Origin of the sequence: Enterococcus alcedinis, from assembly GCF_014635985.1 — a bacterium.
Lineage (GTDB): Bacteria > Bacillota > Bacilli > Lactobacillales > Enterococcaceae > Enterococcus_I > Enterococcus_I alcedinis.
This window is the reverse complement of sequence record NZ_BMDT01000002.1, coordinates 80569-96733: the sequence shown is the minus strand read 5'-3', so window position 1 is coordinate 96733 and position 16165 is coordinate 80569. Positions and strand designations below refer to the sequence as shown.

Genomic DNA, 16165 nt, shown 5'->3' with positions numbered 1-16165 from the left:
ATGCCATCGATTAACTGGTAACGTTGAAACAATCCTGTTAGAATAATAAACTCAAAAAGCGTCACTCAATGGTATCCCTTCAAAAATTCTATTTAACGTTTTGAAGGAATACCATTTTGAGTAGACGTTTTTTTTATTCCATCTCTTGAAGTGTTGAAATGATAAGGTTTTTAGAGATTCACTTAAAGAGTAGGCGTAATGAATAGTAGAAAAGAACCAAAAATCAAATAAAAGAGTTGACATATGAATATCCATTCATGTATACTCTAGGTAACAAATGTTTAAGTATTCATATGAATATCTGAACATGTAAATTGAAAAATAAAGGAGTGTTTTATATGTCAAGTAAACAACATAACCACAATCATGACCATGACCACAACCACGATCACGGACATGATCACGATCATGACCACGGTGGAAAATTTCCTGTCATTATGTATTTTATTGGACTTGTAGCATTTTTAATCGGTTTGTACTTCGGTGAAGGGATGGTCTTATACGCGAATATTGCTTTTGGTCTTTCCATCTTAACTGCCGGCTACCACATTATTCTTGAAGGTTTTGGTGATACGATTCGTAATACGATGCGAGCGAAGAAATTTTCTCCAAATATCCATTTGCTGATGGCGTTAGCAACTGCGGGTGCTGTCGCGATTGGTAACTGGGAAGAAGGGGCTTTGCTGATTGTTATTTTTGCAGGAGCGCATTTCTTAGAAGCCTATGTTGATGGAAAAAGTAAACGAGAAATTAAAAACTTACTTGAAATGAACCCGACAGAGGCGCGTATCGTTTTACCGAATGGTTCAACGAAAGTGATTCCAGTCGATCAAGTAAAAATAGGCGACACGTTACAAGTATTAAATGGGGATCAAATTCCGACGGATGGTGTCATTCTAAGTGGAACAACTTCCGTAGATGAGTCTTCAATCAATGGTGAGAGTATTCCGAAAGAAAAAAATATTGGTGATGAAGTTTTTGGTAGTACGATTAATGGTTCAGGTACCTTTACGATGGAAGTCACAAAAGATAGTTCTGAAACGGTCTTTTCAAAAATTTTACAATTAGTCAATCAATCGCAAAAGAGCCTAACGAAAACAGCGACATTGATTCAACGTTTAGAACCTAAGTATGTCACATTTGTCTTATTGATGTTCCCATTAGTCTTGCTTTCTGGCCCGTATATTTTTGGCTGGACTTGGGAAGTGAGTTTATACAGAAGTATGGTTTACTTAATTGCCGTGTCACCCTGTGCGCTCGCTGCAAGTGCCGTTCCAACAACTTTAGCAACGATTTCAAATTTATCTAAAAAAGGAGTTTTAGTGAAAGGTGGCGCTTATTTATCAAAATTAGGGGGCTTAAAAGCAATCTCTTTTGATAAAACGGGAACACTAACAAATGGTAAACCAGTTGTAACTGATTATACGTTTGAAAATGGCATTGATGAAAATGAGTTGATTGATATCATCGTTTCAATGGAAAAACAATCAAATCATCCACTAGCGACAGCGATTATCAATCAATTTCCAAATAGAAAAGAATTAAATCTAGCTGTTGAAAACGAAATCGGTCGCGGCTTATCAACAAGTATCAAAAATACGGTTTATCGTATTGGTAAACCGACTTCATTTAGTAATGTCTCCTTTGTGTATAAACAAAAAGAAGAAAAATTGGCGGCTGAAGGGAAAACGGTTGTCTTTGTAGGAAAAGATGAATACGTGATTGGGCTAATTGCTTTAATGGATGTTCCGAACCAACATGCAAAAGATGCTGTGAAATATTTCAAATCAGTTGGTATTCATACAACGATGATTACTGGTGATGCAAAATTAACAGGGGAAGCCGTTGGGAAACAAATTGGTATTGATGAAGTTGTAGCCAATGTCATGCCAGAAGATAAAGCAGCAATCGTTCAAGAGCAACAACGAAAATATGGAGCGACAGGTATGTTAGGTGATGGGATTAATGATGCACCGGCACTTGTGACAGCTGACGTTGGTGTGGCAATGGGTGATGGAACAGATGTGGCAATGGATGTTGCTGACTTAGTGTTAATGAACAATGACCTATCGAAACTCGTTTATGCGCATCAATTGTCTAAAAAAATGGATAAAGTCACTTGGCAAAATATTTATTTTTCAATGTTTGTCGTGATTGTCCTAGTCGTGTTAAACTTCTTAGGAAGAATGGATATCGCAATTGGTGTTATCTTACATGAAGGAAGTACTATTATGGTTATCTTGAATGCGTTAAGATTACTAGTAACACCGAAAAAATATTTATCAAATTAAGGTATTTATGGAAGGTGGAGGGCGCCTGATGAATAACCAAACCAATGATCGAATCAATGAAAATCATGTTGCGATAGATCAAGCCCTCCTTCTTTTTCACATGCTAAGTAATCCGACACGTTTTAATATCTTGTTTCTACTCTCTGTCGAAGAAATGAACGTGAAAGAATTAGAACGACGAATTGGTATTCCAATCGCGATGGGTATTTTGTATCTATTCGGTGTACCATTACTTAGTCCAATATTTGCGGGAGCTGCGATGAGTTTAAGTTCCGTTTCTGTATTGTTAAATGCATTGCGTTTAAAAGGCTTCAAACCAGCAAAAGTAAAATAATAAAAAATCGGAAGAATCTCAGATTCTTTCGTTTTTTTGGTATTAAAGAAGTTTTTTATCTTCTTTTTTAAACATATCAATCCCCATTAATCCAATCAATTGGAAGATAAGCCCAACAATTAATCACGAAGGCAACAGGACATGTAAAAATTGATTGCGACTTTATTGTCAGAGGGTAGTAAGGGAAGTATGAATTAGAAACAATTGTAGAGAAAGATAGCGATAGAAAAGACAAGTCCAGTAATGGATACTTGTCTTTATTTATACGCTTGAAGTGAAATGATTCAGCGAGCATTATTGATAAAAAGTTTTTGTCTTACGTATCTAATCGTTTAAGAACTCGACTCTAGCTGAAACGGCATTTCCTAAGCAGATACTCGGAGATAAGTCATCCTCCGATAAAAATGAAAAAGCTATTTTTTCGTAAGCTGCTCTTATCTCTCGTATCTAAGCGCTTAAGAAATAGCCTCTAATTGAAATGGCATTTCCTAAGCAGATACTCGGAGATAAGTCATCCTCCGATAAAAATGAAAAAGCTATTTTTTCGTAGGCTGCTCTTATCTCTCGTATCTAAGCGCTTAAGAAATTGCCTCTAATTGAAACGGCATTTAAAAGGTTGATATTTCGGAGATAAGCCTGATTTGGATAAAATCAAAAAGCGATTTTTCCAAATTAGTTCTTATCTCTCATATCAAAGCACCTTTTAAATCGCCTCTAGGATGCGTAATCTTTTTTTCATCCATACGGCTAAGGTGCTGACGATGGTGGCTTTGATGGCTTCGGGGAGGATGAATGGGACGAAGCCTCCTGCAAGTCCTTGGGTCCATGTTAAGTTTGCGACGAGGGTTAACCAGACTGTTCCGAATAATAAGGCCACCATAAATCCTAGTAAATTAATCAGGAAGGTCGGAAAATAAGTGCCGTTCGAACGATTTTGTAACGTACCGATTAACAGACTCGCAAAGACGAATCCGATCAAATACCCTCCAGTCGGTCCGAATAAAACGCCGAAACCACTCGCGCCACCTGCAAATACAGGAAGTCCAATGAGTCCTAATAATAAATAAATAATAATACTCCATGTCCCGATACGACGTCCGAGTAACGTTGCCGTTAAGCCAATCATCAGTGTTTGTAGGCTCAAAGGAACGAACCCCAATGGGATAACAATTTGTGATGCAACGGCGATGAGTGCCGCAAATAAACCTGAAATCAATTGTTCGCGTAATGTTAATTTCATCAAAAAGACTCCTTTCTTAGCAAAAACTGCTGTGAAAGGAGTATAGCATTACGTTAACCTGTTTGTAAATAAAAAGTTAACGTAAAAATTATTTATTTAGTAAAGTGATTAAATGGTCACCGAATTCTTGGGTCGTGAGTAACGTTGCATCATTCAATTGACTTGCAAAATCGCTTGTGACTTGTTTGTTAATCAAGGCTGTTTCAATGGCGCTTGTAATTAAATCTGCTGCTTCTTGCCATCCAAGGTATTCGAACATCATCACGCCTGATAACAATAACGAAGAAGGATTGGCTTTGCCCAGTCCAGCAATGTCTGGCGCGGTGCCGTGTGTTGCTTCGAAAATGGCATACCCAGTGTGGTAGTTAATATTCGCACCTGGAGAGATGCCAATGCCACCAACTTGTGCAGCTAGGGCGTCTGAAATGTAATCCCCGTTCAAGTTCGTCGTAGCGACAACATCGTAGCGTTCTGGGTAAAGTAAAATCTGTTGTAAGAAATTATCCGCGATGACATCATTGATAATGACTTTTCCGGCTTCTTTAGCCGCTTTTAAGGCGTTTTGAGCTGTTTTAAGTCCGTCGGTAGCCTTGATGTCATCGAATTGGCGCATCGTAAAGGTCGCATCGCTAAAGCTGTTTTCAGCGACTTCGTACCCCCATGATTTGAATCCACCTTCAGTAAACTTCATGATATTGCCTTTATGAACGAGCGTCACGCTTTTACGCCCTTGTTTAATCGCGTACTCAATCGCAGCGTAGACCAAACGTTGGCTACCTTCTTTGGAAATCGGTTTAATGCCGATTCCTGAAGTTTCAGGGAAGCGAATGTTTGTAACATCTAATTCATTTTGTAAAAAGTCGATGATTTTTTTTGTTTTTGGATCATCGATCGCAAATTCAATTCCTGCATAAACATCTTCGGTATTTTCACGGAAAATCACCATATCTGTTTTTTCAGGTTCTTTGACAGGTGAAGGCACACCATCAAAATAACGGACAGGGCGCACGCAGGCAAATAAATCGAGTTTTTGACGTAACGTTACGTTAATCGAGCGAATACCCCCACCAACCGGAGTGGTCAGTGGTCCTTTAATTGCGATTTTTGCTGCATGAATGGCATCGAGTGTCGCTTCAGGTAACCATTCGCCTGTTTCGTTGAACGATTTTTCACCGGCTAAAATTTCTTGCCAGACAATTTTTTTCTCGCCGTTGTATGCTTTGGTTATTGCAGCGTCAAAAACGTTTTGACTTGCTTGCCAAATTTCTTGTCCGACGCCATCGCCAGGGATGTACGGAATGATTTTTTCTTCGATTGTCGTCATTTTAAACGCTACCTACACTTTCACTTAATTTTTTACGAATCACCATTGGTAAGATTCCTTGGTGTTTCCAGTAACGAATATCCGCGGGTGCATCGAAGCGTAGACGTGTCTGGAAGCTTGTTTTCTCGCCCGCTTGATTCGTTGCAATCACTTCAATGAGTTGGCCAACTTCTGGTTCTTCTGGTAACAATACCTCGAACGTTTCTTCGCCCGTTAAGCCGTAAGTATCCGCGGTTTCACCAGGTAAGTATTCTAACGGTACAACGCCCATCATCACTAGGTTGCTGCGGTGAATTCGCTCGTAACTTTCAGCTAAGACGACTTTGACGCCTAGTAATTGAGTCCCTTTGGCTGCCCAGTCACGTGATGAGCCCATCCCGTAATCTTTACCCGTTAAAATCATACAACCGATGTTTTCTTCTTGGTAACGCATCGAGGCATCATAAATAAACATTTCTTCATTCGTTGGCAAGTAGCGTGTGTAACCGCCGCTAATTTCTGGTACGAGTTCATTTTGTAAACGAATATTCCCGAATGTGCCGCGCATCATGATTTCATGATTTCCACGACGTGAACCGTAAGAGTTGAAATCACTGTACGATAAACCTTTTTCTTTTAAATACACACCTGCAGAAGATTTCAGTGAAATACTGCCGGCAGGGGAGATGTGGTCGGTTGTAACCGAATCACCGAGTTTCGCTAAAACGTGTAAATTCGTTAGTGTTCCTTGTTTTGGTAGTTCTTTTGTTAGGCCTTCAAAGTAAGGTGGTAATGCGATATAAGTTGAAGCATCATCCCAATCGTAGGCGTTGCTTTGCGTTGTTTCGATCGCATTCCAACGTTCGTTTGCACTAAATAAATCGCTGTACGCACTACGGAATGCTTCTGGTGAAACGAATTGATCGACGTAAGCTTGGACTTCAGCTTTTTCAGGCCAAATATCACTTAAGAAAATCGGATTGTCTTGTTGGTCAAAGCCAATCGGTTCCGTGGTTAAATCTTTTTTAATCGTTCCGGCTAATGCATACGCCACGACTAATGGTGGAGATGCAAGGTAGTTGGCTTTCACAAGTGGGTGAATTCGGCCTTCAAAGTTGCGGTTACCAGATAGGACAGAAGAAACGAGCATGTCTTCGCTTGTAATTGCTTGAGTCATTTCAGGGTCTAGTGGTCCAGAGTTCCCGATACATGTTGTACAGCCGTAACCAACTAAATAGAAGCCTAGTTTTTCGAGATAAGGCATTAAGCCACTTGCTTCTAAGTAACTCGTGACAATTTTTGAACCTGGTGCGAGTGATGTTTTGACATAATCAGGCACACGTAAGCCTTTTTCGACCGCATTTTTTGCTAGAAGTCCAGCAGAAAGCATGACGAATGGGTTACTTGTGTTTGTACAACTTGTAATCGCCGCGATGACTAAATCACCTGTGGTCAGTTCCTTGTCGGTTTTATCCCAATCAATGGTCACTTTCTTTTCGTGTTCTGCTTCAGGTAAACCAAAACCTTTAGGTCCGACTGGAGCTGTTACACCTTGATCAAAATCGCTTGCGACGTCGGATAAAATAATTCGATCTTGAGGACGTTTTGGTCCTGCAAGTGCCGGTTCAATCGTTGCTAAATCAACGGTTACAACTTTTGTATAAGTTGGTTCGTTTTCAGTGTCGTAAAAGAAACCGTTCGCTTTCGCGTAAGCTTCTACACGAGTGATCACGTGGTCTGGGCGACCCGTGACGCGTAAGTAATTCAACGTTTCGTCATCAATTGGGAAAAATCCGCAAGTTGCACCGTATTCAGGAGCCATGTTGGCGATCGTTGCACGATCAGCTAAGCTCAACTCAGAGTAACTTGGTCCGAAGAATTCCACGAATTTTCCGACAACGCTTTCTTTACGGAGTGTCTCCGTAATCGATAGAACAAGGTCCGTTGCTGTTGCGCCAGAAGGTAATTCACCGATAAAACGCACACCGATCACTTCAGGCGTTGGGAAGAAAGAAGGCTCACCGAGTAAGGCTGCTTCAGCTTCGATTCCGCCAACACCCCAGCCTAAAACACCTAAACCGTTAATCATTGTTGTATGGGAGTCGGTTCCTTGTAAGGTATCTGGGAATAGCCATTTTTGACCTGCGGATTCTTCTTCTAAAATCACTTCGGATAAGACTTCTAAGTTGACTTGGTGAATAATTCCTGTTTCAGGAGGAACAACATCGAAGTTTTTAAAGGAAGATTGCGCCCATTTTAAAAATTGGTAACGTTCGTGGTTTCTTTCGAATTCTTTTTCGGTATTCAATGAAACCGCAGCAGCAGTACCGTATTGGTCAACTTGTACCGAGTGGTCAATGACTAAAGTTACCGGAATATCAGGGTTAATATCAGTGGCATTACCATCTAAAGCAATCATCGCATCACGCATTGCAGCGAGGTCAACAACGGCGGGAACACCGGTAAAGTCTTGTAAGATGACGCGTTCGACTTTGAAAGGCACAACGCCTTGTGGCTTGCTCGCATCCCAGTGAATCAGTGAAGCGACATCCTCTGTTGTGATATCTTCTCCCATCTGACGTGCAACGCTTTCTAATAATACGCGGATTGAATAAGGTAAGTTTGTTAAATTTACATGATAGTTTTCAGCGATGGATTTTAAATCAATAAAATGATACGTTTCGTTGTCTAATACTAGTTCTTTCTGCCATTTCATAGTGAATCCTCCTGTTTCTTGAATAATAGATATGGAATAATTATACGTTCAAAATGAAAAAAAGCAAATGTTAAATGAAAAAAACTTTCATTTTAAGCTTACCGTGCTATAATAAATTTTAACAAATAGTGATGTTAAATGAGAAATCTAACATTATCATGTAAGGAGATGTCAGAAAGGATGATTGGTTTGGATTACGAGAAAATGTTAGCGTTAAGTGAAAAAAATAATCAAATCGCCAGTGATTTGTATAAAAAATATGAAGTAAAGCAAGGGTTGCGCGATGAAAACGGAAAAGGTGTCGTTGCTGGATTAACGACCATTTCGACGGTTTACCCTGAAAAAGTTGTGAATGGAGAAGTGGTACCAGGTGCGGGTGAATTACGTTATCGTGGGATTGCGATTGATGAGTTAGTCGATGGATTTGTATTAGAAGAACGTTTCGGTTTTGAAGAAACGGCTTATTTGTTGTTGTTTGGGGAATTACCTAACGAAAATGAATTGGCGGAATTCCAACAATTAATCTCAAGCAATCGGACTTTACCGACGAATTTTGTCCGTGATGTGGTTATGAAAGCATCTTCTGCAGATATTATGAACAGTTTATCGCGTAGTGTTCTGACACTGGCTAGCTATGATGAATGCGCGGATGACGTCTCTTTGGAAAATGTTTTGAATCAAAGTTTGATGTTAATCAGTGTTTTTCCATTATTGGCGATTTATGCATATCATGCCTATAATCATTATAATAAGGAAGAAAGTATGTATATTCATTTACCGAAACTAGAAGATAATTTAAGTACGGCAGAAACGTTATTGATGATGCTACGTCCGGATCGGCAATACACGAAGCAAGAAGCACAAACACTCGATATGGCTTTAATTTTACATATGGAGCATGGCGGGGGAAATAACTCGACTTTTACAACACGTGTAGTCACCTCAAGTGGAACGGATACGTATTCAACGATTGCCGCAGCGCTAGGTTCATTAAAAGGTCCTAAACATGGAGGCGCCAACATTAAAGTTACGCAAATGATGGCCGATTTAAAAGCGAATATTTCTGATTACAGTGATGAAGCAGCTGTGCGTCAATACCTAGAAGATTTACTAGATAAGAAAGCGTTTGATAAAAAAGGACTTATCTATGGGATGGGGCATGCGATTTATAGTGACAATGATCCGAGAGCAGCGATTTTTAAACGCTATGTTTCTAAATTAGCAGAAGAAAAAGGCGAGGATGCACGTGAAGAATATGAGTTGTATGCTTTGATTGAACGTTTAGCACCAGAAATTATTGGTAGCAAACGTAAGATGTTTAAAGGTGTCAGTGCCAATATTGATTTTTTCAGCGGCTTTGTTTATAACTTACTTGGGTTACCGGAAGAAATTTATACGCCGATTTTTGCAATTGCCAGAATCGTTGGCTGGTCAGCTCATCGGATGGAAGAGTTAATTAATTCGAAGAAAATCATTCGACCAGCTTATCAAGAAGTGACCGAAGACCGTGACTATACCAAGATGAGTGATCGCTAAGCGTTGAAAATTGTGGATTAGGAAAAATCAAATAGGCAGCATGGTGCAGAATCCTTTAAATAATGGTTCTACACTATGCTACCTATTTTTCTTTAATATGAACTTTTATACAACGGATGCTAACAAAGACTGGATTCAAAATATTGGCACGTCAAGCTGTAAGTATATCATTTTAATTAAATAACTCCGATTGTAAAATTAAGCAAAACCATAAAAAAGTCATTTATGTAACACTCAAATTACAATTACGGCAAGAATATACTTTGAGTGAATTAAAAGAATTATATCCATCTTACACCAAATAAGATTGTGATTCCGGAGACGTGTTTTAATGTATTTTTAAACACTATCCGGGCTCCACACGCCGGATGCTCCAAAACCGAATAAATCACCTGTATGAGCTTTTATTCTTACTTTGACACCATATCCCTGATCTTCATAGGCATTGTTTGGAATGAAATATTCCGTACCGATTGTTTTAACTTCAACAAACCAAGTTTGACTGAAATTCTTATTGTTTGAATCAACAACACTTGCAGTGTAGTTTTGCTTTTTAGTACGACTTTGTAGTTTCATATAGGCAGATGTAGCATCGTACTTTACTCTAGAAGCTGTATAACGTGTACTTCCAAGTCCAGGTGCAAAATTATAATCAAAAGAAGTGTCACTACTATTACCGTAGGCATCAATACCATCTGCTAGAGCAGAAATAGATCCAATAGATGTAGCTAAGATACCAAGTGTAATAACTGAAGATAAAATAATCTTTTTCATAAAAAAACCTCTTCTCATTTTTATTTGTGTTACAAAATCATTGTAAACGCTTTCTTATAAAAAAGAAGTTTTGTTAATATTTATATATTTATTTTTACGTTATAGGTATTGTGTATGTTTTTTTAATTATACAAATCTAATATTTCTGATTAAGGTTAAAAAAAGCTTGATTATTTTTATAGATTAATCTAATAATAGAGTGAATTCAAAAATTTAACTTAATACAATATTTAAGGAGATTAGAGTATGAATGCAATATTTTTTAGAGTGTTTAGAAGAAAACAATTTATTGCGGGGATAATAATTTCTATCTTGTTAGGAATATCTTCTTTGCAAACTTATGGGATAATCGGAAACTTTCCGCAACAATCTTACATTGGTTATCCGGTAAGTATTTATTCGTTGCAAATGCTTGTGTTACCGCTTCCAACATTCGTTATTTTTAAATTTTTATTTCCAATTATTTCAACGGTTGCAGTGGGGGATTTAATTGCAGAGGACTTTTCTACAGGTTATATTAAATCATTAGTTTCTCATTTGACACTCAAAAAATATTTAAAAAACAATTTTATAGCATCTTTCGTTATAGGAGGAAGTATATCGTCCCTAGTAGTGATAATAAATTTTATTACACTGATGATGTTCGTGCCTGTAGTACCGCTGAATCGATACTATAGCATGTTTTTAGTGGACTCTCAGGAGTTTTTTCCAAGTCTATATTATGATCACTCTTTTATATACTGGTTGATTCGATTGGGTTTGGTCTTCATCTTTGCAGGGTGTATATCAATAATTGCATCGATTGTTTCGTTTTATTTTAAAAATCGTTACATCGCTATAGCGACACCGATGATTTTGATAATGTTGATTGATATGATGATTCGACTAATAGAAAGTGACCCATATACAATATCTAGTCAATTTATAGGTACTGAAAAATTACAAATCACAGGAGTTTTATTTGTGAGTCTAACGATTCTAGCTACGATTTTTACGGTTTTTTATGGAGCCAAAAATAATGAGTTATGAGGTTTTTATTAGAACGATAAAATATATATCATTCAGTTTAATGAAAAAGTTATATTATTTACCTTTCATTTTGATTGGAATGAGTATTTTTAATATAAATTTCCAATATTTTTATTTGGGAAAAATGTATCCTGATTTATCTACGTTAGTAATAGGTGATGAGGGTAATATGCAAGGAGCGATTAATGGTTATTTTTTTATTTTAATTTATCTTGTTATTTTTTTAATAATATTAGATTACGTCTTGGAACTTTTGAATACACCGTTTTATTATCTGCAGATAACATATAAACGTATGTTTTTACATAGCGAGATAATATTAACAGTTTTTGTTTCTACATTGTATTCTTTTTTTTTATGCGCATCTTTTTTAATCGTATACCCAGTCATTGCTCTATTAGTATTTAGTGATACGCAAGTAATGACTGTCGATTTTTTTGTTATTAGTAAGGTTTTTCTTATTAAAATCGCTCAATTGAATATTATAGGGTTAGTATATCGTTCATTAAAACAACTTATTAAAGAAGTCTACATATTAATTATTCTCGTATCTTCAGTTATGGTTGTAGATTTGAATACAGCATTACCCAAAATGACCTCATTTTTATTGTTAAGTAAAAATCAGGTTGTTCAAAATTATAGCTACTTATCGATACTGTTAAAGGTTTTATTGCTCAATATTTTTTGTGTTTTGCTTTTGAATGTCTTAAGGATAATACGAGGGAAATAGGTGGAAGAACCATGAATATAAATTTCTTATACAAACTAATAAGACGATATTCAATTTTTGTTATTTTTTATGGTAAAAATTGGTGGATTATTTGTAGTTTTTTTATATCTTTGTACGCAGTATCAGTCCTTCTATTGTTTAGTGATATAGAATTTACAGGGGGAGAGCTTTTAAGTTTTCTATTTCATAATAAATTTCCAATAGAGGATTATAGTGAGTTTTCAGTACCATATATTTGGTTTTTCTTTCTTGTATTTTCATTGTTAGCTATATTTTTTTCAATAGTAGAACTATTAGAAAAGCAAAATTTATTTTTATTGATTCGAAGTAGCAGTAGGTTGCTTGTATCTGCTGCTTCAATATTAACTATTTTAGGAGTCTCTTTTGTTTACACTTTACTATTTATAATAGAGTTATCAATAATTTTATGGCAACCAATTCTATTCTCAACGACTATTTTTAAATATTCCCTACTATTATTTTCAAGTGTTTCTTTATTAAATTATTTTTCCTATCTCATATATCTGATTACATCGAACAGTATTTTTTCATTAGTATTTAGTATGTTTGCGTTAATTATTAGTAGTATGGTAAATATTAAAAATTTTCCATTTAAAAGCTCGTTGATTTTGAATGGCGATATATCCAGATATACACGTACAGATTCGTTTGTTGTAAATTTTGGAATGAATGTAGTTTTAATTATATTTCTATCGATTATTATTTCAATTCTTATTAAAAGAAAAAATTTTTAGGGGGAAAATTATGTCGTATTTAAAAGTGACTAATGTGTGTGTAGAATTAAAAAGAAAAACAATTGTTAGAAATGTAAATGTTAATGGTGAATTAGGTCAAGTGTTAGGGTTTGTTGGTGAAAATGGTTCAGGAAAAACAATTCTTTTTAAAGCTATTTGTGGATTTGTTAAAATTAAATCAGGAGAAATCCAAGTAGGTGAAGAACGGATTGGTGAAGATGTAGACTTCCCTTCTAATACAGGGATTTTAATTGAAAACCCAGGATTTATTCCATCGATGACTGGCTTCGATAATCTCTATAGTTTAGCCTTGTTAATGAAAGGTGTATCAAAAAAAGATATCCTAAATTTACTTGATCTTGTTGGATTAATTGATAATAAGGACATAAAATTTTCAAAATACTCCTTAGGGATGAAGCAAAGGCTAGGGATTGCGCAAGCGTTAATGGGAGACCCGAATTTAGTTATTTTAGATGAGCCATTCAATGGGTTGGATAATCAAGGAATTGAATTGTTGATAGAATTGATTCTTCAGTTGAAGAAAGAAAATAAATTAGTGTTATTAACTAGTCACAGAAATGAAGATTTAGAGAAAGTTTGCGACAAATTTTATAAGGTTCAGGAAGGTAATTTTTCTGTAATTACAGGTGAGTGGAATGAATAAAAAGGTTAAAGTTACTGGTATCGGTATGCTTGTTTTAATGTTTTTTTCTTTTTTTGTGATACGTGTGAGACAAGTAAATGATAATGTACCAAATGGTTTTGAAATAAGGCAGTACAGGGAAAGTGAAGTAGCAGAATTAGAAAATATAAATGTTACTGTATTGAGTCATTCTTTTGGAGAAGTTTATCAATATGATGGAGGAAATCCTGATGATCAGTATAACTTTGTTCCTGTTACAATTGAGGTAAAGGTTCAAAATAATTCTCCTGAATTTCAAGATATCACATCGATATCCCAGTCGGCATTACATATGGGATACAACTATTATAATACCTTAGATGTTAAGTTTGAAGACGATCAATTAAAAGGGCATCAAGAAACGATTGTTAGGTTCACATATACTGTAGAATCAAAGTATTTGGAAAAAGGTGCACTAAAATTTGTATTGAGTTCTAACTTTTTAACGTCTTTTGATGAAAAAGGTTATATGGAATTGTATAAAGAAAAAAAATTTAAGGGTATTGTTTTTTCTTTGAATGAACAAATATAAAAGAACGAGTACGACAATGGAGCGGATACAAAACTTTGGGTATGAAGTTTGTATCTGCTTTTATCATTTAATCATTTTTTCATGAGTGTTTGATACACTCTGCATCGAATAGGGTTAGTAGTTCTTCATTTGTTTCACTGGCTAGATACTGAAACTATTTTGTACGATTAGACATTTTAATTTTTGACTAAACACTGGAGATTAGAAGAAGTCGTGTTAAACTCGCTATTGTTAAAGAGCATGGTGAATTAGAGAATCGCAAGTGTTGAACATTTCTGAGCATCATTTTAAATAAGTATGGTTTTGAAACGTCGCTTTCCGAAGACAAAAAAACACTCGAAAGCTTCCGAAGAAGTTTTCGAGTGTTTTCATTTGAAAGATTAGATTAATTTGTTGTAGTACTCAACGACTAATAATTCATCAATTTCTTGTGATAATTCATCACGTTCAGGTAAACGAGTGTATGAACCTTCTAATTTCTCAGCATCAAATGATACGAATGATGGACGAGCAATCGTCGCTTCAACCGCTTCTTTGATTACAGGGATATTTTTAGATTTTTCACGAACTGAGATTACTTGACCAGGTTTAACGCGGAATGATGGAATATCAACGCGTTTGCCGTCTACAGTGATGTGACCGTGGTTAACTAATTGACGAGCTTGACGACGAGTCGTAGCTAAACCTAAACGGTAAACTACGTTATCTAAACGTTGCTCTAATAAGATCATGAAGTTAACACCGTGTGTTCCTTCTTTGATTTTACCAGCTTGTACGAATAACGTACGGAATTGACGTTCGTTCATGCCATAAGTATGACGTAGTTTTTGTTTTTCGTTTAATTGTAAACCGTACTCTGAGCGATTACCGCGACTAGTTGGTCCGTGTTGACCAGGTGCGTAAGGGCGACGAGCTAATTCTTTTCCAGTGCCAGATAATGAAATACCTAAGCGACGAGAAATTTTCCATGATGGTCCAGTATAACGTGACATTAAAGATTCCTCCAATAATATAAATGTATTTGGAGTAAAATAATCCGATGAAAGGTCGTTTCTTCGTGTAGTTCATCCTTCAATCTTCACCTTATGCAGCCGTGGCTACGCAATTGAACCTATTAAAAAGGCGATGAACTGGGGACGAGTAACTTATTTTCTGCTGCATTATTTTACACAAAGAATAATATAGCATGAAACAACTTCTTTTGTCAAATAATTGAATGTAGAAGTTAAATGGAATAAATCATTTTGTTTCAAGGTATTTCAGAAAAGTATTTATAGGTATTTTCACAAATGGCTTTACAAATAGATATAATCTATTTAAAATAAGAGATGAATATTGTAAATGAACGATAGAATAAATGAAGGAGAAGCTAAAAAATGAATCCAATCTCACCATTATTTGAGAAAATTGATGCCTCCATTGAGAAAAAGAAAAATCTCATTCAAACAAGTTATGCTCGGTATGCCTTGCGAGCAGTTTTAGCTTGTATGTTTTTAACACTAGGAACGGCTATTGCTTATAGCGTCGCCATTAAAGGGGAACATATTGCACCTGGTTTTGGAAAAATGCTATACGCCTTTATGTTTAGCTGGTCGCTTGTCATGATTCTTTATTTGAACACCGAACTAGGGACTTCAAATATGCTTTATATGACAGTTGGTTATTACCGTCGTCGATTAAATTTACTCACGGCACTTAAAATATTGTTTTCTTGTATATTTTTTAACATGGTCGGAGGTTTTATATTTGGTTATTTGATTTCATTTACTGGTCCATTTCAAAACCTTCCAGCAGATAGTTATTTCTTTGAATCGATTGCAGCGAAATTAGCGAAACCCACGGGACAAATTTTGGTAGAAGGAATGTTTGCCAACATTGTGGTCAATGTAGCTGTTTTAATTAGCATGCGAATGAAAGACGATGCAGGGAAAATTATGGCAATCATCTTTATTATCTACATCTTTGCTTTCTTAGGATTTGAGCACGTCATTGCCAATTTCCCAGCATTTTCATTAGCTTATTTTGCTTCAAATGGTACGATTGAAGGCATGACAGCAGGTGCAGTCATCCATAACTTAAGCTTTGCATTAATCGGCAACTACATCGGTGGCGGCCTCATTATGGGCCTCGGCTACGCATGGCTAAACAACACAAAATCAAAATACGTCGATTAACCAAGGTGCTTTATTCGACGTTTTGCCCCGAGAGACTGGAGAAGAAGCGCCGTAATCGGTTCTTTCGAT

13 protein-coding genes are annotated in these 16165 nt (G+C 36.3%); 8 read left to right on the top strand and 5 right to left on the bottom strand.

Going from position 1 to position 16165, the window contains the following annotated elements; genetic code table 11:
• The first annotated feature begins 338 nt into the window (after positions 1-338).
• Together IEV09_RS03315 and IEV09_RS03310 are read left to right on the top strand one after the other, a co-directional pair.
• A complete protein-coding gene (locus tag IEV09_RS03315; RefSeq protein ID WP_188366855.1) occupies positions 339-2291 on the top strand; it encodes a heavy metal translocating P-type ATPase in 1953 nt (650 codons plus the stop codon).
• A 28-nt stretch (positions 2292-2319) separates the two neighbouring features.
• Positions 2320-2625, top strand: coding sequence for an ArsR/SmtB family transcription factor (locus tag IEV09_RS03310; RefSeq protein WP_188366854.1), 306 nt, complete (start codon positions 2320-2322; stop codon positions 2623-2625).
• Between the two features lie 703 nt (positions 2626-3328).
• Here the strand turns inward: IEV09_RS03310 and IEV09_RS03305 are convergent.
• From IEV09_RS03305 to acnA, 3 genes are all read right to left on the bottom strand, one after another.
• Positions 3329-3865 carry a biotin transporter BioY gene (locus IEV09_RS03305; RefSeq protein WP_188366853.1) on the bottom strand — a complete coding sequence of 179 codons (537 nt, stop codon included), beginning with the start codon at positions 3863-3865 and terminating at the stop codon, positions 3329-3331.
• Positions 3866-3953: 88 nt separating this feature from the next.
• Positions 3954-5189, bottom strand: a complete 1236-nt coding sequence (icd, locus tag IEV09_RS03300; protein ID WP_188366852.1) for an NADP-dependent isocitrate dehydrogenase — start codon at positions 5187-5189, stop codon at positions 3954-3956.
• Between the two features lies 1 nt (position 5190).
• Positions 5191-7884: an aconitate hydratase AcnA gene (gene acnA, locus IEV09_RS03295; RefSeq protein WP_188366851.1), complete on the bottom strand. Its 2694-nt coding sequence runs from the start codon at positions 7882-7884 to the stop codon at positions 5191-5193.
• Positions 7885-8088: 204 nt separating this feature from the next.
• On the opposite strand from acnA, the gene IEV09_RS03290 reads away from it, so the two are divergent.
• Positions 8089-9420 (top strand): citrate/2-methylcitrate synthase, encoded by a 1332-nt coding sequence (locus IEV09_RS03290; RefSeq protein ID WP_373281472.1) that lies wholly within the window; start codon positions 8089-8091, stop codon positions 9418-9420.
• Between the two features lie 339 nt (positions 9421-9759).
• Here IEV09_RS03290 and IEV09_RS03285 read toward each other — a convergent pair whose 3' ends face one another.
• Complete coding sequence (locus tag IEV09_RS03285; protein WP_188366849.1) at positions 9760-10194, bottom strand: DUF2712 domain-containing protein; 435 nt, start codon at positions 10192-10194, stop codon at positions 9760-9762.
• Positions 10195-10440: 246 nt separating this feature from the next.
• On the opposite strand from IEV09_RS03285, the gene IEV09_RS03280 reads away from it, so the two are divergent.
• From IEV09_RS03280 to IEV09_RS03265, 4 genes are all read left to right on the top strand, one after another.
• Positions 10441-11223: a hypothetical protein gene (locus IEV09_RS03280; RefSeq protein ID WP_188366848.1), complete on the top strand. Its 783-nt coding sequence runs from the start codon at positions 10441-10443 to the stop codon at positions 11221-11223.
• Entirely contained in the window at positions 11213-11953 is a 741-nt protein-coding gene (locus IEV09_RS03275; RefSeq protein ID WP_188366847.1) for a hypothetical protein, read from the top strand. The genes IEV09_RS03280 and IEV09_RS03275 overlap by 11 nt, the downstream gene beginning before the upstream one ends.
• A gap of 765 nt (positions 11954-12718) precedes the next feature.
• Positions 12719-13372, top strand: coding sequence for an ATP-binding cassette domain-containing protein (locus IEV09_RS03270; RefSeq protein ID WP_188366846.1), 654 nt, complete (start codon positions 12719-12721; stop codon positions 13370-13372).
• A complete protein-coding gene (locus IEV09_RS03265) occupies positions 13365-13922 on the top strand; it encodes a hypothetical protein (protein WP_188366845.1) in 558 nt (185 codons plus the stop codon). Before IEV09_RS03270 ends, IEV09_RS03265 begins: the two co-directional genes overlap by 8 nt.
• A 380-nt stretch (positions 13923-14302) precedes the next feature.
• Here IEV09_RS03265 and rpsD read toward each other — a convergent pair whose 3' ends face one another.
• Positions 14303-14914: a 30S ribosomal protein S4 gene (gene rpsD / locus IEV09_RS03260; RefSeq protein WP_188366844.1), complete on the bottom strand. Its 612-nt coding sequence runs from the start codon at positions 14912-14914 to the stop codon at positions 14303-14305.
• Between the two features lie 384 nt (positions 14915-15298).
• On the opposite strand from rpsD, the gene IEV09_RS03255 reads away from it, so the two are divergent.
• Positions 15299-16096 (top strand): formate/nitrite transporter family protein, encoded by a 798-nt coding sequence (locus IEV09_RS03255; protein ID WP_188366843.1) that lies wholly within the window; start codon positions 15299-15301, stop codon positions 16094-16096.
• Positions 16097-16165: the final 69 nt, after the last annotated feature.